Genomic DNA, 21,167 nt, shown 5'->3' with positions numbered 1-21,167 from the left:
ATTCTAAGCGCTTGATGTAGGGCGCGAGCGGCGGGGTCGTCAAGGGCGATCGGGCATTTTCGGCGGCATTTGCGCGCTGTTTTGCCCGGCGCGCGCGGCCTTGGCCCAACAAAAGGCGAGACGACAATGCCAGAGGTGATTTTCAACGGACCGGCCGGCCGGATCGAGGGCCGTTACCAGCCCGCCAAGAAGCGCGGCGCGCCGCTCGCGATCATCCTGCATCCGCACCCGCAGTTCGGCGGGACGATGAACAACCAGATCGTCTACAACCTGTTTTACACTTTCGTGAACCGGGGCTTCTCGGCGCTGCGCTTCAATTTCCGCGGCGTCGGCCGCAGCCAGGGCCATTTCGACCATGGCGCAGGCGAATTGTCTGATGCCGCCGCCGCGCTCGACTGGATGCAGGCGCTGAATCCCGAGGCCAAGAGCTGCTGGATCACCGGCGTCTCCTTCGGTGCCTGGATCGGAATGCAACTCCTGATGCGCCGCCCGGAGATCGAAGGCTTCATGTCGATCGCGGCGATGGCCAACCGCTATGACTTCTCCTTCCTGGCGCCCTGCCCCTCCTCCGGCCTGTTCGTGCATGGCTCGGAAGACCGCGTCGCGCCGGTCAAGGAGGTCATGGCGGTGATCGAGAAGGTGAAGACCCAGAAGGGCATCCTGATCGAACATGCGGTGGTCGAGGGCGCCAACCACTTTTTCGACGGCCGTGTCGACCAGCTGATGGAGCAAGTCAGCGCCTATCTCGACCGCAATGTCGGCCCCGAGATCCCCAAGGAAGAGCGCGAAGCCCAAGAGCAGGAATAGACCGGCAGGAATAGACCGGCAGCTCATCGATCCGGGGCGGCGACGCCCCGGTTTATCACTGGCAGCGCCATGCAGGCCGCACTGGCTTCGGCTAGCGCCCAGTCGCGAAATAGCCTGATCTTGGGCTCTCGCGCGCGCTCGCGAGGGTACACGACCCAATAGGCCCATTTGTCGCGCACGACATGGTCGACCGCGAAGACCAGATTGCCCGCCGCAATATCGTAAGCGAAGAGCTCCGGTATCGCCATGGCGACGCCATGTCCCCGCAGAGCCGCCTGGATGCTCATGGCCTGCATCTGCAGGGTCATGGTCGAGCGCCCGCCGAGCTGCGCATCCGCGATCCCGACATCGTCAAACCAGGTTTTCCACCAAGGATCATTTGCGCTCAGCAGAGGCGCGCTGAGCAGGTCGGCGGGGACGCGCAATTGCAGGCTTTCGCGCAGTTCCGGCGAACATAAGGGCGCGTAATGGCAGGCAAACAGCTTGTCTGCTGCGAGCCCGGGCCATGAGCCCTCGCCGTAACGCAGGGCGAGATCGACCGTTTCCGTGGCGAAGTCGACCAGATGCTCCGAGGTCTTCACCTGGACCGCGAATTGCGGGTTTCCGGCATGGAACTGCGCCAGGCGCGGCGATAGCCAGGTGATCGCCATCGTCTGCAGTGCCGAGATCGTCAGGACCATCTGGTTCTGCTCGCAGACCTCATGAAACACCATGCCGATATCGGCCAGCGCCTTGGCCACGGGGGCCGCCAGCCGTTGCCCGAGCGGTGTCAGGACCACCTGCCGCGGCTGCCGCACGAACAGCGCTGCACCGACGCGGTCTTCGAGCAGGCGGACCTGATAGCTCACCGCCGCCTGGGTCATGCCCAGCTCCTCGGCGGCGCGCGTAAAATTCTGGTGGCGCGCCGCGGCTTCGAAAACGCGCACGGCGGCGAGCGGCGGGAGCTTATGAGGCGGTGGGCTCGAGGGCATCGCCAAACATAAGCTGTCCTTATGGCAGATCGCAATCTTCCGCTTTGTGGCGTGTCGCCATCTCGCTCAGTCTGACCCTCGACGCGCACGGACCCTGTGCGCTATTTTGGGAGATCAGATCATGGCATGCCTATCCGAAGTTTCCGCGATAGCGAGTGCTCCACAAGGCTTCTCCTGGACCTCGCTGGCACGGCAGCTCGACAGCTGGTGGCAACGGCCTGTGCTGCGCGGCCACGAGCGGGACATCGCGCTGCTCAACGACCGCGAATTGCGCGATCTCGGGATCCAGCGGGGCTGGGTCGTGCCGCACGATCGCTCTGAGCTCGAAATCCTCTGCACGCAGCGCGGGATCGCCTGAGGCGCGTCCGACCGGTATCGGCATAGAAAAACGGCCGGCGCCCTCGCATTATCCGGAGGAAACGCTTAGACGACGGCGGAACGACAACCTCAGATCGCGCCTGCCATGACCAGCTTCAAATCAGATCTCCTCCGCGTGCTCTCCGAGCGCGGCTATGTCCACCAGATTTCGGATCCCGAGGGCCTGGACGCTGCTGCGCTCAAAGGGCCGATCAGCGCCTATATCGGCTTCGACGCGACAGCGACCTCGCTGCATGCCGGTTCGCTGATCCAGATCATGATGCTGCACTGGATGCAGGCGACCGGCCACAAGCCCATCGCGCTGATGGGCGGCGGCACTTCGATGGTCGGCGACCCCTCCTTCAAGGAGGAGTCGCGCAAGCTACTGACGGTCGAGGACATCGAGCGCAACCTCACCGGTATCAAGCGCGTCTTCGCCAACTACCTGGATTTTAGTGGCCCGGCGACCATGATGAACAACGCCGACTGGCTGCTAGGGCTGAACTATCTCGAATTCCTACGCGATGTCGGCCGGCACTTCTCGGTCAACCGCATGCTGTCCTTCGACAGCGTCAAGACACGGCTGGAGCGCGAGCAATCGCTGTCCTTCCTCGAATTCAACTACATGATCCTGCAGGCCTACGACTTCGTCGAGCTGAACAAGCGCACGGGCTGCATCCTGCAGATGGGCGGCTCCGACCAGTGGGGCAATATCGTCAACGGCATCGACCTCGGGCACCGCATGAGCAACGTCCAGCTCTATGCCCTGACCTCGCCGCTGCTGACGACATCGTCCGGCGGCAAGATGGGCAAGACGGCCTCGGGCGCCGTCTGGCTCAACGCCGAACTCATGGGCGCCTACGATTTCTGGCAGTTCTGGCGCAACACCGAGGACGCCGATGTCGAGCGTTTCCTGAAGCTCTACACCACGATGCCGATGGCCGAGATCGCCCGGCTTGCGGCGCTGGGCGGTGCCGAGATCAATGAGGCCAAGAAGATCCTCGCGACCGAGGTCACAGCCATGCTGCATGGCCGGGAGGCTGCCGATGCGGCCTCCGAGACTGCGCGCAAGACCTTCGAGGATGGGGCGCTTGCAGACGATCTTCCCAGCGTCGCCGTGGCAAGGTCCGAGCTTGAGACCGGTCTCGGCGTGCTGACCGCCTTCGTCAAGGCCGGCCTCGTGCCCTCGACCGGCGAAGCGCGACGGCAGGTCAAGGCGGGCGGCCTTCGGGTCAATGACGCCGCCGTCACGGACGAACGCGCAACGCTGACGCTCTCGGAGCTCTCAGGCGAAGGGGTGATCAAGCTGTCCTTCGGCAGGAAGAAGCACGTCCTGCTGCGGGCGCAGTAACAGATCGGCCCGAAAAGCGGGCGCTGGTTTCCAAAGAAGGCGCCGCAATACCGGAAACGACAACGCCGGTGCCGGCCTATGCCCGCTCCGACATCGTCGTGGCTTCAGCGCCTTGGCACTGGTGCGGCCTGCGGCTGCTGGAGCGGCGAGCCGCCGAGCGGATCGACGAAGCGGCGCAGGATGCCGGGCGCGAGCGCCGAGAGCGGATTGATCGTCATGGTCGGCGCGCTCGCCGCGCCCGATATCCGGAAGTTCACCGCAAACAGCCCGCCATACTGGCTGCCGCCGCCGAGCAATGCGCCGACGACCGGCACCTGGGCGAAGGCATTGTTGAGGGCATAGCCCGGCACGAAAGTGCCCGCGATATCGACCCGATCCCGGCCATAATCGACATTGCCCTGCAAGGTGAAGCCGAGCTGCTGTCCCCAGATCACCATGTCGGACACATCGAACCGGCTGGCCGAGCGGCTGAAGACGGCCCTCAGCTTGGTGAAGGCGACCTCGCTGACGTCGATCCGCAGTGGGGCCGGCGCTGGCCCCGCGCCACCGGTTCGATCCCCGGCCGGAGCCGCGCCGGACTGCTCGCCGACGACCCGGCGCAGAGCCGGCTCGTCACGCACGATGAAGTCGCGGAACAGCAATTCACCGCTCTGGCGCGTATCGCTCGGCCCCATGCTCAGGATGAGGTCGCCACCATAGGCGCGCCGGTAAAGATCGGCGAAACGCAACAGCGCGCCACCATTCTCGGACTGGATGACGATCGCGCCGGGCGTATCGCCTTGTCGCCCCTGCTTGGCCGTGACGTCGGCCCGGCCGATCCGGCCCTGGAAGGCAAATGCGCGCATCTCGCCGCCGCGCTTCGACAATTTGAGCGAGGCATTGCTGATCGCCTCGTTGTTGAATCCTGTCAGAATCGGGACGTCGAGGTCGATATCGAGATCGCCGCCTTTGGCCGCGTTCTTGTCGCCGCGCGCAGTTGGCCCCGACGCGCTCTGCAGGTCGCGGATGAAGGGGCGCACATCCGCCACCGCGCCGCGAATGACGAGCTTGGTCACATTGCCGTCGCGCTTGGCATCGACCTTGAGGTTATCGCCCGGCGAGATCTTGAGCTGGGACAGCGTCGCGCTCTCGAAACCGTTCTGCTTGTTCAGTTCGATCCGGCCCTTGATCAGCGCCGGCGCCGCGTCCAGCACGAAATCCTCGAGGTCGGGGCCATTGGCGTCGGCGGCATAGCTGAAGCTCACGCGCCCTGCCCGGCCTGCAGCCTTGTTGAGGCCAGGAATGACGCCATCGAGCGTCGCCTTGGTCAGGTCGATCTCGACGCGCGGCAGCGCGTCGACGCCCTTGCCCAGCGCCTTCGCCACCTTGACGTGAACCGGGCCGCCGATGCCGCTCTCCGGTCCCAACCCGCGCCGCTGTCGCGCCGCGCTGTCGAGTAGCAGGGACAAGGTCGCCTCGCCCTTGCCGTGATTGTCCTGTCGAACCTCGATCTGCCCGCGATCACCACTGATGCGAGCCTCTCCCTTTATCAGCAAGCCGGCCTTGTCGAAGTTCCAGCTCAGATTGCCGCCTTCGAGCTTTTCGCTGCCGAGCATCACATCGGACGAAATATTGGACAGCGTACCGACGCTCTGCACCACGACCTCGCTGGGTTTGGAGTCGTCGGCCAATGGCAAGTTGATGACGGTCTTGAGGTCGGTCATGCCCTTGATCGCGGCAGGGTCGAGCGGTCCCGATGAGAAATCCTTCAGGGCCGGGAAGGTGAACAGCGCCATCAGCGCCTCCATCGGTCCCGTCGAGCGGAAGGCCACGCGCGCCGGCGCTCGCTGCACCCAGGTCTCGGCGATGCTGAAGCTGCCCTCGCTCAGCATGAGTTGCCTGCCGCCGCCCAGGTCAGCCGCAGCCTTGGCGATCTGCAGCTGCACCGTTCGCCCTGTCGTCTTGCCTGAGACGACGCCGTCGACCAGCGGCGGCAGCCCCGGCCCGGGCAGAAAGCGTACCTGACTGGCCTCGAGGACAACGCTGAGCGCGCCATCGGGCAAGCCAGCCCCCCGCAGCAAGCGGGCGTGATCCTCGGCCGGCAAATCGAGTTCGACGGCGAGACTGCCGACCCGGCCCGCCACGAACTGCCGCGACAACGCGGTATGGACATCGGGCGAGGTCCAGCGCGGCCACAGTGCCAGCACGGCCCGGACATCCGAATCGGTCGCCTTGATCGAGAAGCGTTGCGTCGGCGATTCGCCGGTCTTCTGCACCAGTCCCGTCATGTCGGCCGTGATCGCGGGCCCCTTCAACGACATGGCGTCGATCCGCACCTCGTTCGAGCGCGGATCGAGCAGCAGATTGGCCTTCATGCTGTCGACGGCGACAGGCGGCTCCTGATCGACCCCGGGAATCTGGCCGGCAGCGTCCAGATTCAGCCTCCAGGCGCCATTCTCCTCGCGCAACGTACCAGCGCCCTTGAGCCGGGTCGCACCGGCGTTCAACTCGCCCATCGACAGCTGGAGCACAGAGAAATCGTTCTCGCTCGCGACCTCGATATGGGCTGATTCGATGGTGATCGGCGCCAATGGCCCGCCCGGAAACTGGATGGTGCCTGGCAGCACGTCGAGCCGGGCCGTGATCGCCTTCTGGCCGCTCGGCTTCTGGGTCAGCGTCGCGCGGCCCTTCAGCGGCAGGCCCTCGATGGTGATCCCGCCGCTGCCGAAGGCGAGCGCCACGACCTCGGCGGGCTCGAAGCGGACGATATCGATATCGGCGCGCTGCGTACCGTCGGCCTCGCTCGACAGATCGATCGCGAGTTCCTTCCAACGCTGCCCGGTGCGGCCCTTCGCGCTCAGGCGTGTCGTCCGCTCGCCCGTGCGTGACAGGCTGATCTCGACATCCTCGAAACTGGCGCGTTGGCGTCCGTCAGGGTCGATCAGAGACAGGCGGGCGCCATGCATACCCGCCGTCTGCAGCGCGCCAAGCAGGCCCTCGCCCTGCGCCAGCGTTGCGACCGCTCCCATGATGCCGGTGAAGGCGTTCCACTGGCCGGCATCGGGCAGCGTCGAGGCCGGTTGCGCCTCCGCGGGAGCCGAATCGGCATTGACGATCAGCGCCCCGTTCTTGTCGACGCCGAGGCGGACATTCACGCCGCGCAGATCGACCGAAACCAGCTTGATCTCCCCCAGCAACAGGGGAAGCGGCTCGTAGCCGAGCACGGCCTCCGGCGCGCGGATGACCGCGCCGCTGGTGTGACGAAACGAGACCTGCCTGACGCGCAGCTGCGAGTGGCCGTCGATGCGGCCAAGTTCCGCAGCCGCCGCCTCGACTGTCCAGCCCGCGCCGAGCCTTTCCTCGATCGCGCCCGCGATGCGCCCCTCGAGGCCCGATAGCGGGATCAAGCCCGTGACCAGAAGGGTCACGCCGGCGCCCGCCAGGGTCAGAACGGCGACGATGACTGCGACCGCGATCGTGACCAACCCGGCCTTCGCCCGCTTCTTCACAGCCGCGATGTCGCAGGCCTCCTGCGCGGCGGCGGTTGCCTCCGCCGGCGGGGTGCTCCTGTTCGCGTACTGCTCTTGCAATGCCTGCGTCGTCCTGCGTTCGGAAAAGGCGTTTTCACGGGGGTCGGCCGTCAGCATTCGGACGTCAACGCCCGAATCCGGACGATGTTTCGGCGTCGCGCTCGAATCGGCATCGATGCGAATAAAAACATACTAGCGGCTGCGCCTGCGCGCGCCATATTGAAGCCAAGTGGCGGACAAGTGGCGAAGCGCTGCTCTTGCAGACCGAAGGCGACGAAAAGAAGGCGAAACATGGCATTGAAGCAAGGCGACGAGGCCCCCGATTTCACGCTCGCGCGGGATGGCGGCGGCACGCTTTCGCTCGCTGGCCTCAAGGGACGAAAGGTCGTCCTCTACGCCTATCCCAAGGACGATACACCGGGCTGCACCCTGGAGGCGATCGCGTTCAACGGCCTGCGCAAGGCCTTCACTGACGCCGGCACGGAGATTATCGGCATTTCGCCCGATCCGGTGAAGAGCCACGACAAGTTCAAGAAGAAGCACGGACTCGATTTTGCGCTTGCTGCCGACGAAACGCTGACCGCGCTGCAGGCCTATGGCATCTGGGTCGAGAAGAGCATGTATGGCCGCACTTATATGGGCGTCGAGCGCACGACCTTTCTGATCGACCAGAATGGCAAGATCGCTCGCATCTGGCCCAAGGTGAAGGTCGCCGGCCATGCCGACGAAGTCCTCGCCGCTGCTCAGGCGCTATGACGCGGAACCGGCGGGCCCGCCTTCGAAAAGCAAGGCAATTTGCGAAAGATTAACCTTAACCAACCCTAATAGCGGGATCGGCAGCGTAACATCCGGTCCCGCGTATGACACAGTCCTCCTCCGCCCCCGCCCTTCCCGTCACTGGGCTCTTCACCCACAAGACCTACACGATGCGCCGCGCGACGGTGTTTGCCGGCCTTGCCTGGCTGACCGTCACCACGGCGTGCACCGGGGCGGGCGGCTGGTACATTCTCAGCAAGGACGACCTGGCGGCGCGATTGATCACGCGCGAAACCACCCGCCAATACGCCTATGAGGATCGGATCACCGCCCTGCGGGCGGATATCGACCGCCTGGCCAGCCGCGCGCTTCTCGACCAGGACGGCGTCGAGGCCCGCGTCGACGAGCTCGCGACCCGGCAGGCCGAGGTCGAATCGCGCCAGGCGCTCGTCACCGCGCTCGCCGACACGCTCCAGACCGGCGGCATTACCTCAAGCATCAAGGCCCCGCTGCGGCCCCGGATACTCAAGCCGGAGGAGCCGATTCGCGCCTCCGGCATCACCAGCTTCGCGCCGATCATGCCGGCCAAGCCGATGCCGGCGCCGGACACCCCGCCCCTGCGCGGCGCCGAGACCGGCAAGGCGGACACCAACAAGGCGGACGCCAACAAGGCCGCTTCCTGGTTGTCGGGAGCGGATGAGTCCGAGCCCCAGCCCCCTGCCCAGCGGGTCACGGCGGCCCTGACACGGCTGAACCGCGCCATCACGACAACGGCAGGCGCGCAACTTGCGGCTCTGAAGGACATGGATGAGAGCCTGGCCGATTCGCAGAAGCGCATGCGCGGCGCGCTCGCTGAAATCGGTATCGACACCGACAAGATGAACCCGGTCGGCCCCGTGGCGGGCGGCACCGGCGGCCCCTTCGTGCCCTTCAAGGTCGACCCGTCCAAGGGGCCGTTCGAGGCGACGCTGGATGCGCTGCAGCCACGCATTGCCGCGGTTTTCCGCCTGCGCGGTCTCACCGAACAATTGCCGCTTGCTCGCCCCATGGCAGGCGATGCCGATTTCACCTCGAATTACGGCTATCGCGTCGACCCCTTCACGCGCGGCCCGGCGATGCATACCGGCGTCGATTTCCGCGCCGAGGCTGGTTCGCCGATCCGCGCCACCGCGCCGGGCAAGGTCATCGTCGCCGAGTATAACGGCGGCTACGGCAATATGGTCGAGATCGAGCACAGCAACGGCGTCAGCACGCGCTATGCTCATATGTCGGCGATCCTGGCCTCGGTCGGCCAGGTCGTGACGACGGGCACGGTGATCGGTCGTGTCGGCACCACCGGCCGCTCGACAGGCCCGCATCTGCATTACGAGACCCGGATCAACGAAGAACCGATGGACCCGACCCGCTTCCTGCGCGCCGGCGCCAAGCTCGCCGGGCGGGCGTCGCTCTAGAGCCGGATGATTTCAGATCGGATCACCAGTGATCCGATCTGAAATCTGAATCCGCCTCTCATTAAAGAGTTAGAGCAGGATCGACGCGAAAAACCGGTTCCCACTTTTTCGCATCCTGCTCTAGGATTTCTCGAGCCGAAGCCAGACGAAAACAAAATGGCCGACCCTGCCGGGCCGGCCATTTTGTTTATTGGAGCGAAGCGGATACCGGTTCGCGTGAAGAAAACGCTTTAAGACAATGACCCAGAGCAATTGAACGACCCACCTGGTCGGAAGTTGTCTAGTCGATGTCTTCGACCTCGACCTCGGTGCCATAGACCCGCTGCGCCAGCGAGGCTTCCATGAAGGGATCGAGCGCGCCGTCGAGCACGTCGCTCGGGGCCGTCGAACTCACCCCGGTGCGCAGATCCTTCACCAGCTGATAGGGCTGCAGCACATAGGAACGGATCTGATGGCCCCAGCCGATATCGGTCTTCGAGGCCTGCTCGGCATTGGCCTTGTCTTCGCGCTTCTTCAGCTCGACCTCATAGAGGCGCGCGCGGAGCATGTCCCAGGCCTTGGCCTTGTTCTTGTGCTGCGATCGCTCCTGCTGGCACGAGACCGCGATGCCTGACGGGATATGGGTGATGCGCACGGCCGAATCGGTCGTATTGATGTGCTGGCCGCCCGCGCCTTGCGCCCGGTAGGTGTCGATCCGGCAATCGGATTCGTTGATGTCGATGACGATGCGGTCGTCGACAACGGGATAGACCCAGACTGAGGCGAAGGAGGTCTGGCGTCTCGCATTGGAATCAAACGGCGAGATGCGCACGAGCCGGTGCACGCCTGATTCTGTCTTCAGCCAGCCATAGGCGTTGTGCCCCTTGAACTGCAGGGTCGCCGATTTGATGCCCGCGGTGTCGCCGTCCTGGTATTCCAGCGTCTCGACCTTGAGCTTGCGCCGCTCGCCCCAGCGTCGATACATCCGCAGCAGCATCTCTGCCCAGTCCTGGCTTTCGGTGCCGCCCGCGCCGGGATGGATCTCGAGATAGGTGTCGAGCATGTCGGCTTCGCCCGACAGCAGCGTCTCGACCTGCCGACGCGCCGCCTCGACTTCGACGGCCTTGATCGCCCCCTCGCCCTCGGTGATGGAGGCTTCGTCCTCCTCCATCTCGCCGAGCTCGATCAGCGTCATCGCGTCGTCGAGATCACGTTCGAGCTTGACGATGCCGTTGATCTGCTCCTCGAGCGATGTGCGCTCGCGCATCAGCTTCTGCGCGGCGTCGGCATCGTTCCAGAAATCGGGCCCCTCAGAGAGGGCGTTCAGTTCGGCGAGACGGCGTTGTGCTGGATCCCAGTCAAAGATGCCTCCTCAGCAGTCCAATCGACTGCTTGGCGTTGTCGAGCTGGGTCTGGATTTCAGGACGCATGGGCGTGTCAGAACTTTCGCTGAAGCTTCTTGAAGTGAAGCGCTGAGATAGGGGTGAAAACGCCGGCTGTAAACGCTTGGTGATGTCATAGTCGGCCTCGGGCCGACCGCCTCCCGCACGAGGTTCCCGGGCTTGTGCGGAGTTTACCCTTGGGTCGATCGAGGATCGGACCCGAGGGCTTCGCCTGGGAATGACGTGTCCGGGTCAGTACAATCCGCCCGTCCCGGAGCCGACCGAGCGTCCACCGCCGGGCGAGACGCTGAGCGGGGTCGAGCCGTCGCCGGCGGCTCCGATGACGGAATAGCTGTCGGGCGGCGCGGTGCCGGGCTTGAACGCCTCCAGGATGCCGCCCTCGCCGCCGGAGCGCATGCCGGTTTTGGAGTCGACCCGAATCAGCTTGATGCCGGCGGGCACGCGGAACGGCGTCGCCGGCTTGTCCTTGAGCGCCGCCATCATGAAATCGCGGAAGATCGGCGCGGCGTACTGGCCGGCGGTCGCCGAGGTGCCGAGCGATTTCGGCTTGTCGAAGCCCATATAGACGCCGACGGCGAGGTCCGGCGAGAAACCGACGAACCAGACGTCCTTGGCCTCGTTGGTCGTGCCGGTCTTGCCGCCGAGCGGCTTGCCGACGGACTTCACCACCGTTGCCGTGCCCGCATTGACCACGCCTTCGAGGATCGAGACCATCTGATAGGCGGTCAGCGGGTCGAGAACCTGGTCGCGGTTGTCGACGAGCCGCGGCTCGCGCTGATTGTTCCACTTGTCGGCGTCGCAGCCTTCGCAGACGCGCTGGTCGTGCCGGAAGATGGTCGCGCCCCAGCGGTCCTGGATGCGGTCGATCAAGGTCGGGCGGATGCGCTTGCCGCCATTGACGAGCATGGCGTAGCCGGCGGTCATCCGCATCACCGTGGTCTCGCCGGCGCCCAGCGCCATCGAGAGCACGGGCAGCATGTCGTCATAGACGCCGAAACGGCGGGCATATTCCGCGATCAGCGGCATGCCGACATCCTTGGCGAGCCTGACCGTCATCAGGTTCTTGGAGAACTGGATGCCATAGCGAAGGGTGTGAGGCCCGGTCGACTTGCCGTCGTAGTTTTCCGGCCGCCACATGCCGAGCCCGCCGCCCTGGTCGATCTCGATGGGGCCATCGAGCACGATGCTCGACGGCGTATAGCCGTTGTCGAGCGCGGTGGCGTAGACGAAGGGCTTGAACGAGGAGCCGGGCTGGCGCAACGCCTGCGTCGCGCGGTTGAACTCCGACTGATCATGCGAGAAGCCGCCGACCATGGCGAGCACGCGGCCGGAGAACGGATCCATCACGGTGATGGCGCCGTTGACCTCGGGCAATTGCCGCAGGCGGACCTGGCCCGGCCGATTGTCGATGGGCTCGACATAGACGACATCGCCGACCGATACGGCCTGCGACACGCGTGCACGCCGCGTCCATTTGATGCCGTCGGCGCCGAGCGTCACGGTTGTCCGTTCGCTGCGCAGCGCCCCCGAGGTCTCGTTGAGCGGGTGGAGGCCGATGCGAGCCGTGTCGCCGGTGACATCAAGAACGACACCGAGACGCCAGGGCGCGACATCGCCGAGCACTTTCAGCTCGCCGATCGCCAGCCCCCAGTCGCGCGCGCTCAGGTCGATCTTCTGGATCGCGCCGCGCCAGCCGCGAGCCTCATCGAAACGCACCAGCCCGTCGACCAGCGCCTTGCGCGCCATCAGCTGCATCTTCGGGTCGACGGTCGAGCGCACGGAGAGGCCGCCTTCGAGCAACTTCTTCTCGCCATAGCGATCCTGCAATTCGCGGCGAATTTCTTCGGCGAAATAGCCGGCGGCGATGTTGTTGGGCGAAACCGTGCGCGGATTGACGCCGAGCGGCTGCTTCTTGGCGGTGTCGCCGGCTTCGCGCGTGACGTAGCCGTTCTCGACCATACGATCGATCACATAGTTGCGCCGCTCGATCGCGCGCTCGCGGTTGCGGAAGGGGTGCAGGTCGGTCGGCGCCTTGGGCAAGGCGGCCAGATATGCCACCTCCTGCAGGTTCAGTTCATGCACCGACTTGCCGAAATAGTTCAGCGCCGCCGCGCCGATGCCATAGCTGCCCTGCCCCGGAGCCGGCGCGCCGAGATAGATCTCGTTGAGATAGAGTTCGAGGATCTTGTCCTTCGAATAGGTCGCCTCGATGCGCAGCGCGACGAGCGCCTCGCGGATCTTGCGCTCGTAGTTCTGCTCCGAACCGACGAGGAAGTTCTTCGCGACCTGCTGGGTGATGGTGGAGGCGCCCTGCGGCCTGCGATTCGAGCCGCGGCTGCGAAAATTGGTGATCGCGGCGCGCACGAGCCCTTCGGGATCGACGCCGACATGCTTGTAGAAATTCTTGTCCTCGGCGGAGAGATAGGCCTGGACGACGAGCTTGGGCACGGCCTGGATCGGCATGTAGAGCCGGCGCTCCCGTGCAAATTCCGCAATCAGGCTGCCGTCGCCGGCATGGACGCGCGTCATCACCGGCGGCTCATAGTTCCTGAGCTGGGCCGAATCGGGGAGATCCTTCGAGTAATGCCAGACGAGGCCGGCCGCGCCCACGGCGCCAATCACGAAGACGATCGTGCCGGCGGCAAAAAGCCACCCGAAGAGTCGCAGAACAAACCGCATAGGAGGCCCTGGCCCTCACTGTCATGGCTAGCCGGCCCGAAAAACGGGCAGCGTGAATCAATTCTATAGCATAGCAGAGATGGCGGAACCGTGGCCTCAGGACCACAATTTCACGCCAAAGCCTTTTGGCTCAGCGAAAGCCTCCTGGCTCAGCGCCGGTTCTCCGCAGCCTTGCCGGCAGGCGGGCGAGCCTGCGCGAAATACCCTTCAATCGCGGCATGCACGGCCGCCACGGCCTGCGTCCGCCAGGCCGCCGAATTGAGCAATTCCGCATCCTTCGGGCTCGACATGTAGCCGAGTTCGATCAGCACGGAAGGAACATCAGGCGCACTCAGCACACGGAACCCCGCCGAGCGGAGCGGCACCTTGTGCATCTTCACCGAGCCGCCCAGCGTCGCGACGAGATTGCGCGCGAACACCGAGGAAAAGGTCCGCGTCTCGCGCTTGGCCAGATCCATCAGGATGCCGGCGACGTCCTGCGTATCCTCGCTCGAATCGAGGCCCGCGACCGTGTCGGCCTGGTTTTCCTTGGCCGCCAGCCGGGCTGCTTCCGCATCGGTCGCGCGCTCGGAGCCCGTATAGACCGTAGCGCCGCGCACGTCCTGCGCCTGCGTCAGCGAATCCGCATGGATCGAGATGAACAGGTCAGCCCCCGCCTCCCGCGCGATCTTCACCCGTTCGCCCAGCGGCACGAAGCGATCTTCATCACGGGTCATCAGGATGCGATAGCGCCCCGACGCCTCCAAGCTTTCCTTCAGCGTCATGCCGAAAGCCAGAACGACGGTCTTTTCCGCAATCGACGCCACCACCGTGCCGGGGTCGATGCCGCCATGGCCCGGGTCGATGACCACGACCTGGCGGGTATCTCCGGCAGGCTTGACGATCTCGACCGGCGACATGGCCGCCTCGGGGCGGTTTTTCGAGGCCTCATTCGCCGCCGCCTGGAACTCCACCCGTGAGGAGCGCTTCAGCTCGATCACGAGCTCGCCGAATCCGCCGCGTCGGTTGCGCATCTCGGCGCGCGCGACGAGAGCGGGCTGCGCCAGGTCGATGATGATGCGCGAGCGCTCGGCCGTGAACAGGCCGAAACGGAAGGCGCTGACGAAGCCCGCGCCATTGCGCCCGGTCGCGGGCTGCATCTGGAAATTGACGGACGGCAGATCGACGATCACACGGTCGGGCGAGGCCATCACCGATGTGCTGACCGAAACGGGCCGCGAAAGCGCCACGGTCAGGCGTATGATCTCTCCGGCCTGCTCGATTTTGGCGTCGGTCGCGACCGGAAAGTCATTGGCGGGCCCGGGATTGGCGTCGCCTGCGCCTACGCAGACAACGGCAAGCCATGAGCCGAGAAGCACGCGCGAAAGCAAGCTGGCGCTGCGACGGACAAGGCCGGCGCGAAGGCTGCGGAAAGCTGGGCTGCGAAAGCGGAGCAAAGGGGTAATTGATCCCTGTCTGCGTCACCGACGCTTAACCATAAGGGCGCGAGGCGTTAACAGGGCGTTACCATGCCCGCCCCCGAGCGTGAACCATGCTTACCCGCCTCACTGTTACGATGGCTGGATGATGTGACTTGCAAATCACTGTCACCTGTCTGTAATGGGGATGGTTGCATTGCGAAGCCGCCCATGGTGCGCATCCGGGTCCGAGGATCCGTCGGCGTCCGGGGTCTGGCTTAAGGCGGCCGACCCTTCCGGGTTCGGCCGCAGCAGCGCAACCGCCAACGGATCGTCCGCGGACGGCCGGCGTCAGCCACGAAAGTTCGGCGCCTGGCTAGGTCTCGCGAGCGTGCAAACGCGGCGTGCTTCGTCTTTAGGCGAATGCGTCGCAGGTCAGGACAGATGTCGGGGCATACGACGCCGCATTTTTCATCGGTGATTCGTCCATACCTGCGGGACTGTGCCGGGGCGTTTGCCCGGCCGGGTTTCCCGAGCCGCTATCCTGTCTCGATCGAACACTTCCCCGTCCCAGATGCCGGCTCGCGCCGGCTTTTGCTCCTGCAACATGCCGGCTTTCGCCGGTCTTCACGCGGCGCCCCTGCCCGCGGCAGCGGATTCTCATCCGCAGCCCGGCGGGTTTTGATGGCGGCCGCGCCCATGGAAAATTCATATGGCCAACAAGATGCTCATCGACGCCACCCACCCGGAGGAGACCCGGGTCGTGGTGGTTCGCGGATCCCGCGTCGAGGAATTTGATTTCGAGTCCGCCAGCCGCAAACCGTTGCGGGGCAACATCTACCTGGCGAAGGTGACGCGCGTGGAGCCCTCGCTCCAGGCCGCCTTCGTCGAGTATGGCGGCAACCGCCACGGCTTCCTCGCCTTCTCCGAAATCCACCCGGATTACTACCAGATCCCGGTCGCCGACCGTCAGGCGCTGATCGCCGAAGAGGCGCGCGCCGACCGTGAGGAAGAGCGCGACGAGGAGAAGCGCGAAAAGCGCGGCGGCGGTCGTCGCGACCGTGGCCGCCGAGGCGATCGCGATGGGCGCGCCAAGAAGGCGTCGCATGACGAGACCGTCACCTCCGAGATCGAGGCCGACGGCAAGGGCGCTGCGATGGTCAACGAAGGCGGACCTGCCTTCGGAGAGGAATTCGCGCCCTCCATCACCGAATCCGCGACCGAGGACGCCATCGAGAATGCGCCGTCGCTGACCTACGAGACGGAAACGGTCGAGGCCACCGCCACGGACGAAGCCGCGCCGGAAGGCGAAGAGGCCCGCAAGCCGGCCGAGGACGAAGAGGACGGCGAAGAGCAGGCTCACGAGGACGCCGAGCATGAAGAGCCCGAGCAGCTCGGTGGCGGCGACGCGCTCGACGACATCTCCGAGCGGCCCCAGCGCCATCATCGCCGCCAGTACAAGATCCAGGAGGTGATCAAGCGCCGCCAGATCATCCTGGTCCAGGTCGTCAAGGAAGAGCGCGGCAACAAGGGCGCGGCGCTTACCACTTATCTCTCGCTCGCCGGCCGCTACTCGGTGCTGATGCCCAATACCGGCAAGGGCGGCGGCATCTCGCGCAAGATCACCAATGCCGAGGATCGCAAGCGCCTGAAGGAAGTCGCCTCCGAGCTCGAGGTTCCGGAGGGGATGGGCATCATCCTGCGCACCGCCGGCGCCTCGCGCACCAAGGTCGAGATCAAGCGCGACTACGAATATCTGATGCGGATGTGGGAGAGCGTGCGCGAATTGACGCTCGCCTCGGTCGCGCCGGCGCTGGTCTATGAGGAGGGCAACCTCGTCAAGCGCTCGATCCGTGACCTCTACAACAAGGACATCGACGAGGTTCACGTCGCTGGCGAAGAGGCCTATCGCGAGGCCAAGGACTTCATGCGCATGCTCATGCCGAGCCATGCCAAGAGCGTGAAGGCCTATCGCGAGCAGACGCCGCTCTTCGCCGGTTTCGGCGTCGAGAGCCAGCTCGACGCGATGTTCTCCAACAATGTGACGCTGAAATCCGGCGGCTATATCGTCATCAACCAGACCGAGGCGCTGGTCGCCATCGACATCAACTCCGGGCGTTCGACCCGCGAGCACAATATCGAGGACACCGCCCTCAAGACCAATCTCGAAGCGGCGGAGGAGATTTCCCGCCAGCTCCGCCTGCGCGACTTGGCCGGCCTCATCGTGATCGATTTCATCGACATGGAGGAGAACCGCAACAACCGCGCCGTCGAGAAGAAGCTGAAGGATTGCCTCAAGGACGACCGCGCCCGCATCCAGGTCGGCCGCATCTCGGCCTTCGGCCTGCTCGAAATGTCGCGCCAGCGCATCCGCACCGGCGTGCTCGAGAGTTCGTCCGTGCCCTGCCCGCATTGCGCCGGCGCCGGCATGATGCGCTCGGCGGCTTCCGTCTCGCTGCAGATCCTGCGCGCGCTCGAAGAGAACCTGATCAAGAGCGCCTCGCATAACCTCACCGTCCGCACCCGGCCGGAGGTCGCGCTCTATGTGCTGAACCAGAAGCGCGCCCATCTCACCGATCTGGAAACCCGCTTCGCCATCGCAATCAGCATCACGGTCGACGCAACCCTGCTCGGCACGCGCTATTTCGAGGTCGAGCGCGGCGAGTTCGTCGGCAATGAAGGTCGCATCGTTCCGACCTCGTTCAAGGCCGAGGCGATCCCCGCCGATATCGACGATGACGCGCTCGACGCCGCCGCCGAAGCCGAGGCGCTCGGCGCCGAAGACGAGGTCATCGAAGCAGGCGAGGCCACGACAGCCGCGGCCGCCAATGACGACAAGCCGGACCGTGGCGAGGGCGAAGCACGCGGCGAAGGCGGCCGCAAGCGCAGGCGCCGTCGCCGGCGGCGGCGTGGCGGCGAGCGTGACGCCAATGGCGTGCGTCTCGACGGCGGCACGGATGCCGAGGGCGATGAGGATGGTCAGGACGACGACGAGGATGGCGATGAGAACGCCGCCGAATCGCAGGAGACCGAGATCGTCGCTGCGGCTGCCGAGCCGGTCGTGACCGAAGTGGCAGCAGAGCCGGAAGCCGAGGCGGACGCCAAGCCGCGCCGTGGCCGCCGTGGCGGCGGACGCAAGCCCAAGGCTGACGCCGAGACTCTTGCTGACGCCGAGACCCTCGCTAACGCCGAGGCTCCGGCCAAGGCCACCAAGCGCGTAGAGGCCGCCGCGGCGGTGACTGAGGCCATCGCGATTGAGGCGGAAGCGGCCGTGGCCGAGAAGCCCAAGCGCAGCCGCGCCCGCAAGAAGGTCGTGCCGATCACGGAAGACGGTGAAGCGGCGCCGGTCGTCGCCGTGACCCCGGCGGCTGAGCCCGTCGCCGCAGAGCCGGTCGCTGACGCGCCTGCTCCGGAACCAGAGCCCGTCCCCGTTCCCCGCGTGGTGGAGGAGCCGGTCGCGGTGGTGCTGACCCCGCCCGACCCGGACCGCCCCAAGCGCGGCGGCTGGTGGAACAAGCTGGCCGGCAGGAACTGAATAAAAAGGCCGCTGCGGGACACCGCAGCGGCCTTTTTCATGAGACGAGATGCTTGCGATGCCGCCGCCCCGCAATCGTGAAAGACAGGTGCTGACCGCGATCTGCGTCGTGGCGCTCCTCGGCTTGGCCTGGATGGGATGGCAAGCGCTCGGAGGGCTTGGCGTCGGAATCCTCGGCCTTCTCGTGTTGTTCGTCGCAGTCAGGGTAGAGCTTGAAGGCAACGGGCCCGTCGGCGCGCAATCGACCCCGGAGTTTTATGCCAGACAAGTGCGTGCCGAACGCGAGCAGCCTCACATCGATCGGGTGAGTCGCCGGGCGGAAAATGCGGCATTCCTTTCATCAGCACGCGTCGGCGTGGTGGCGGGTATGGCCCTAACTGTAATCGGCTTCGGGCTGCTGTTTTCCGGAGCCGTTCCCAATGGGCCGATCGGCCTTTTTGAGCTTGGCGATATTTTTGCGAGTCTGTTTTTGAAAGGGCGGCCTTGGTAAAATTTTGAAAGGGCGGCCTTGGTAAAACGCCTCGGCCGCTCAGCACGTACTGTTTGAGCGCGAGCACGACCCAACCTGACACCACTCGCGCTGGCGACGCGCAAATCACCCAGCCGCCGGCGCGAGCGGGCTCGGCGGCGGTACGGCGCTGATCGCTGCCGCCGCGCCGGCTTGCGAGGCCGCCTCCCCGCCACGCACCGTCACAGCGTTCGAGGCGAAGGGCACACCTGCCTCGTTGAGCGCGCGATAGACCCGCTTCAACGCCTCGCGCTGGAGCGAGGAGGCCTGGTTCGGCTTGGCGGTGAATTTCAACCGGATGACGATGGCGCTGTCGGTGATATCGGCGACGCCCTGCATCTTCAGCGGCGCGATGAAATGCGGTGCGAATTCCGGATCTTCGAGCAGGGCCAGGCCCGTCTTCTTGATCGCCTTGCGCGCCTTTTCGATATCCGCCGAGTGATCGAGCCGAACGTTGAACTTCAGCGTCGCCCAGTCGCGGCTGGCATTGGTGAGGGAGGGAATCTGGCCGAAGGGCACGGTATGGATCTGCCCGCTCTGGTGGCGCAGTTGCATCGAGCGCAGCGATATCTTCTCGACCGTGCCCTTGAGCCGCCCGGTATCGACATATTCGCCGACGCGGAAAGCATCCTCGATCATGAAGAAGAAGCCGGAGACGATGTCGCGCACCAGCGCCTGCGAGCCGAAGGAGATGGCGAGCCCCAGAATGCCGAAGCCGGCGAGCAAGGGGCCGATATCGACGCCGAGCCGCGACAGCACGACGAGCCCGGTCAGGCCGACGACTGCGCCCAGCACCACCCCGCGCAGAACCGGAAGAACGGTCGCGAGTCGCGAAGGGATGCTCTCTTCATGCGCGGCGTCCTCGTCGACAGGCCCGGTCGCACCGCGCTTGGGCGCATAGGCGTCGAAGAAGGCCCGCAGGAAAACGAGCGCGACCCAGCCCGCGAAGGCGAGCATGGCGATGCCCGCCGCCCGCTGCGAGAAGGCGGAGAACTCCGCCGAGCTGACGCCGAAGAGGAAGCCGCCCCAGAGCCGCGCCAGCAGATAGAAGCCGCCGGCCCAGATCACGCCCCCGGCAGCCGCCCGCGCCGCATGGCCGAGCGCGAGCGTAAGCGGAGCACGCTCGCCCAGGGCGGCGGCATGCGCCTGCCGGCAGGCCATCAGGCTGGTGATGCCGACCGCCAGGATCGGCACCAGCACGATGATGAGCTGCGTCAATCCGGCAGCCTCGGTCCAGCGTGCTCCCCCATCCATCATCGCCGCTGCATTGCCGACCATCCAGATCGCTACGGCCGCGGCGGCGTAGAACCAGCCGGCCCCGGCCGCGATCACCCGCCGGCTTGGCCCCGGCTCATGCGATGATCCGAGGATGAGCGCTGCAAGATCGTGGCGCGCATCGATGAACCACCACGCCTTGAACAGCGTCACGGCAATGCCGACCAGCGCGAACAGCCCCACGACCGAGCCAGGGCCGGCTGCGTGTTGCCCTGCGACCGCGGTCGTCAGCAGGATCGGCGAGGCGATGCCGAAGAAGGCGAGCAGGCGGAAATGCCGATCGGCCCGCGGCAGCGGCATGATCCGCCGCTCCGGCACGCCGGGAGCGAGCAGGAAACGTCCAAGGATCAGATGTCCGGCTCCGATGACGACGCCGTTGGCGATGACACGCAAGGTCGTCGCGGCAAGATCGGGTTCCGGCAACCAGAGCATGCGCGCGGCATGCAACGCCGCCAGGCCGACAGTGAGCGTCATCAGATCCTGGAACAGTCCCCAGGACGACGCGATCAGGCGCGGCGTGAATTCAGGCCCTTTGGGCCGCAGCCGACGCGCAAACCAGCCTGCGGTCGCGAAACGGAACAGCCCTGCCGCGGTCAAAGCGAGCGCCAGGCCAGCGATGATTCCCCAGCCGGCCGGAAACCCGCTGGCGCCGTTGCGGTTCTGGGCCCAGGCACTCCGCCAGGCGTCCGGCAGCTTGGCCAGGCGCGGGACCGCGCTCACCCCTTGGGTCAGCCCGTCGACGAAATGATCCCAGAACGCCTCGACCGGTGTTTCGCCCTGATCCGGGCTGGTGTTTGCCGGCGGCGTGGCAGCGTTGTTCGCGACCGCCACTGGTGCGGCCTGGACGGGCTGGTCCTTGCTGGGCTGGTTCTCGCCAGCGATCCTGATCTCGACCTTGCGGCCGCCGGTCGACAAGGTGTCGACCAGCTTGCGCACCGTCTCCGGTGTCTCGTCGCCGCGCAGGATCAGCGTGACATTCGCGTTGCCTTGAGCCTGCGCGTCGCCTCGAGCCTGGGCAAAACCCGCGGGCGCAAAGCCCAGCGTGGCGAACAGGAACACGAGCAGCGCCAGGGCGCAGGGCGCGACCGACGCGCGCGAAGACGCAAGGCGATGTCGCATCGAACCCGCTCCCAACACCAAGGACAGCGCGAGTTGGACGGGAATCGCTGCTCTTGGCAAGCGCCGGGCT

13 protein-coding genes are annotated in these 21,167 nt (G+C 65.7%); 7 read left to right on the top strand and 6 right to left on the bottom strand.

Features of this window, described 5'->3' with window-relative positions; translation table 11 throughout:
* The first annotated feature begins 126 nt into the window (after nucleotides 1-126).
* The gene (locus BHK69_RS19295; protein WP_069691513.1) at nucleotides 127-807 is read left to right on the top strand and encodes an alpha/beta hydrolase; all 681 of its coding nucleotides are present in this window, start codon (nucleotides 127-129) and stop codon (nucleotides 805-807) included.
* A gap of 23 nt (nucleotides 808-830) precedes the next feature.
* Here BHK69_RS19295 and gcvA read toward each other — a convergent pair whose 3' ends face one another.
* Nucleotides 831-1,778 (bottom strand): transcriptional regulator GcvA, encoded by a 948-nt coding sequence (gene gcvA, locus BHK69_RS19290; protein WP_069691512.1) that lies wholly within the window; start codon nucleotides 1,776-1,778, stop codon nucleotides 831-833.
* A 121-nt stretch (nucleotides 1,779-1,899) separates the two neighbouring features.
* On the opposite strand from gcvA, the gene BHK69_RS32230 reads away from it, so the two are divergent.
* Together BHK69_RS32230 and tyrS are read left to right on the top strand one after the other, a co-directional pair.
* The gene (locus BHK69_RS32230) at nucleotides 1,900-2,136 is read left to right on the top strand and encodes a hypothetical protein (protein WP_148663506.1); all 237 of its coding nucleotides are present in this window, start codon (nucleotides 1,900-1,902) and stop codon (nucleotides 2,134-2,136) included.
* Between the two features lie 105 nt (nucleotides 2,137-2,241).
* On the top strand, nucleotides 2,242-3,486 hold the full coding sequence (gene tyrS, locus BHK69_RS19285) for a tyrosine--tRNA ligase (protein WP_069691511.1): 1,245 nt from the start codon (nucleotides 2,242-2,244) through the stop codon (nucleotides 3,484-3,486).
* Between the two features lie 104 nt (nucleotides 3,487-3,590).
* Here tyrS and BHK69_RS19280 read toward each other — a convergent pair whose 3' ends face one another.
* Nucleotides 3,591-7,112, bottom strand: coding sequence for a hypothetical protein (locus BHK69_RS19280; RefSeq protein WP_069691510.1), 3,522 nt, complete (start codon nucleotides 7,110-7,112; stop codon nucleotides 3,591-3,593).
* Between the two features lie 174 nt (nucleotides 7,113-7,286).
* Here BHK69_RS19280 and BHK69_RS19275 point away from each other — a divergent pair, with 174 nt between their 5' ends.
* Both BHK69_RS19275 and BHK69_RS19270 read left to right on the top strand, forming a co-directional pair.
* Entirely contained in the window at nucleotides 7,287-7,751 is a 465-nt protein-coding gene (locus tag BHK69_RS19275; RefSeq protein WP_069691509.1) for a peroxiredoxin, read from the top strand.
* 104 nt (nucleotides 7,752-7,855) lie between these two features.
* Nucleotides 7,856-9,202, top strand: a complete 1,347-nt coding sequence (locus BHK69_RS19270; RefSeq protein ID WP_069691508.1) for a M23 family metallopeptidase — start codon at nucleotides 7,856-7,858, stop codon at nucleotides 9,200-9,202.
* A gap of 280 nt (nucleotides 9,203-9,482) precedes the next feature.
* Here the strand turns inward: BHK69_RS19270 and prfB are convergent.
* The 3 genes from prfB to BHK69_RS19255 form a co-directional block, all read right to left on the bottom strand.
* Nucleotides 9,483-10,611, bottom strand: a protein-coding gene (gene prfB / locus BHK69_RS19265; RefSeq protein ID WP_148663505.1) for a peptide chain release factor 2 whose coding sequence is annotated in 2 segments (ribosomal slippage) — nucleotides 9,483-10,541 and nucleotides 10,543-10,611 — 1,128 coding nt in all. Because the reading frame shifts where the segments join, the coding sequence is not laid out codon by codon here.
* A gap of 204 nt (nucleotides 10,612-10,815) precedes the next feature.
* The gene (locus tag BHK69_RS19260; protein ID WP_069691506.1) at nucleotides 10,816-13,263 is read right to left on the bottom strand and encodes a penicillin-binding protein 1A; all 2,448 of its coding nucleotides are present in this window, start codon (nucleotides 13,261-13,263) and stop codon (nucleotides 10,816-10,818) included.
* A gap of 149 nt (nucleotides 13,264-13,412) precedes the next feature.
* A complete protein-coding gene (locus BHK69_RS19255; RefSeq protein WP_069693800.1) occupies nucleotides 13,413-14,633 on the bottom strand; it encodes an N-acetylmuramoyl-L-alanine amidase in 1,221 nt (406 codons plus the stop codon).
* Nucleotides 14,634-15,372: 739 nt separating this feature from the next.
* On the opposite strand from BHK69_RS19255, the gene BHK69_RS19250 reads away from it, so the two are divergent.
* Together BHK69_RS19250 and BHK69_RS19245 are read left to right on the top strand one after the other, a co-directional pair.
* Nucleotides 15,373-18,195 (top strand): ribonuclease E/G, encoded by a 2,823-nt coding sequence (locus tag BHK69_RS19250; RefSeq protein ID WP_069691505.1) that lies wholly within the window; start codon nucleotides 15,373-15,375, stop codon nucleotides 18,193-18,195.
* 49 nt (nucleotides 18,196-18,244) lie between these two features.
* The gene (locus BHK69_RS19245) at nucleotides 18,245-18,685 is read left to right on the top strand and encodes a hypothetical protein (protein ID WP_069691504.1); all 441 of its coding nucleotides are present in this window, start codon (nucleotides 18,245-18,247) and stop codon (nucleotides 18,683-18,685) included.
* Nucleotides 18,686-18,790: 105 nt separating this feature from the next.
* Here the strand turns inward: BHK69_RS19245 and BHK69_RS19240 are convergent, their stop codons facing one another.
* Nucleotides 18,791-21,097, bottom strand: coding sequence for a mechanosensitive ion channel family protein (locus BHK69_RS19240; RefSeq protein WP_069691503.1), 2,307 nt, complete (start codon nucleotides 21,095-21,097; stop codon nucleotides 18,791-18,793).
* Nucleotides 21,098-21,167 lie beyond the last annotated feature (70 nt).

This window comes from Bosea vaviloviae (assembly GCF_001741865.1).
GTDB lineage: Bacteria > Pseudomonadota > Alphaproteobacteria > Rhizobiales > Beijerinckiaceae > Allobosea > Allobosea vaviloviae.
The sequence above is the reverse complement of the archived record's forward strand: the minus strand, read 5'-3'. Positions and strand labels throughout refer to the sequence as shown.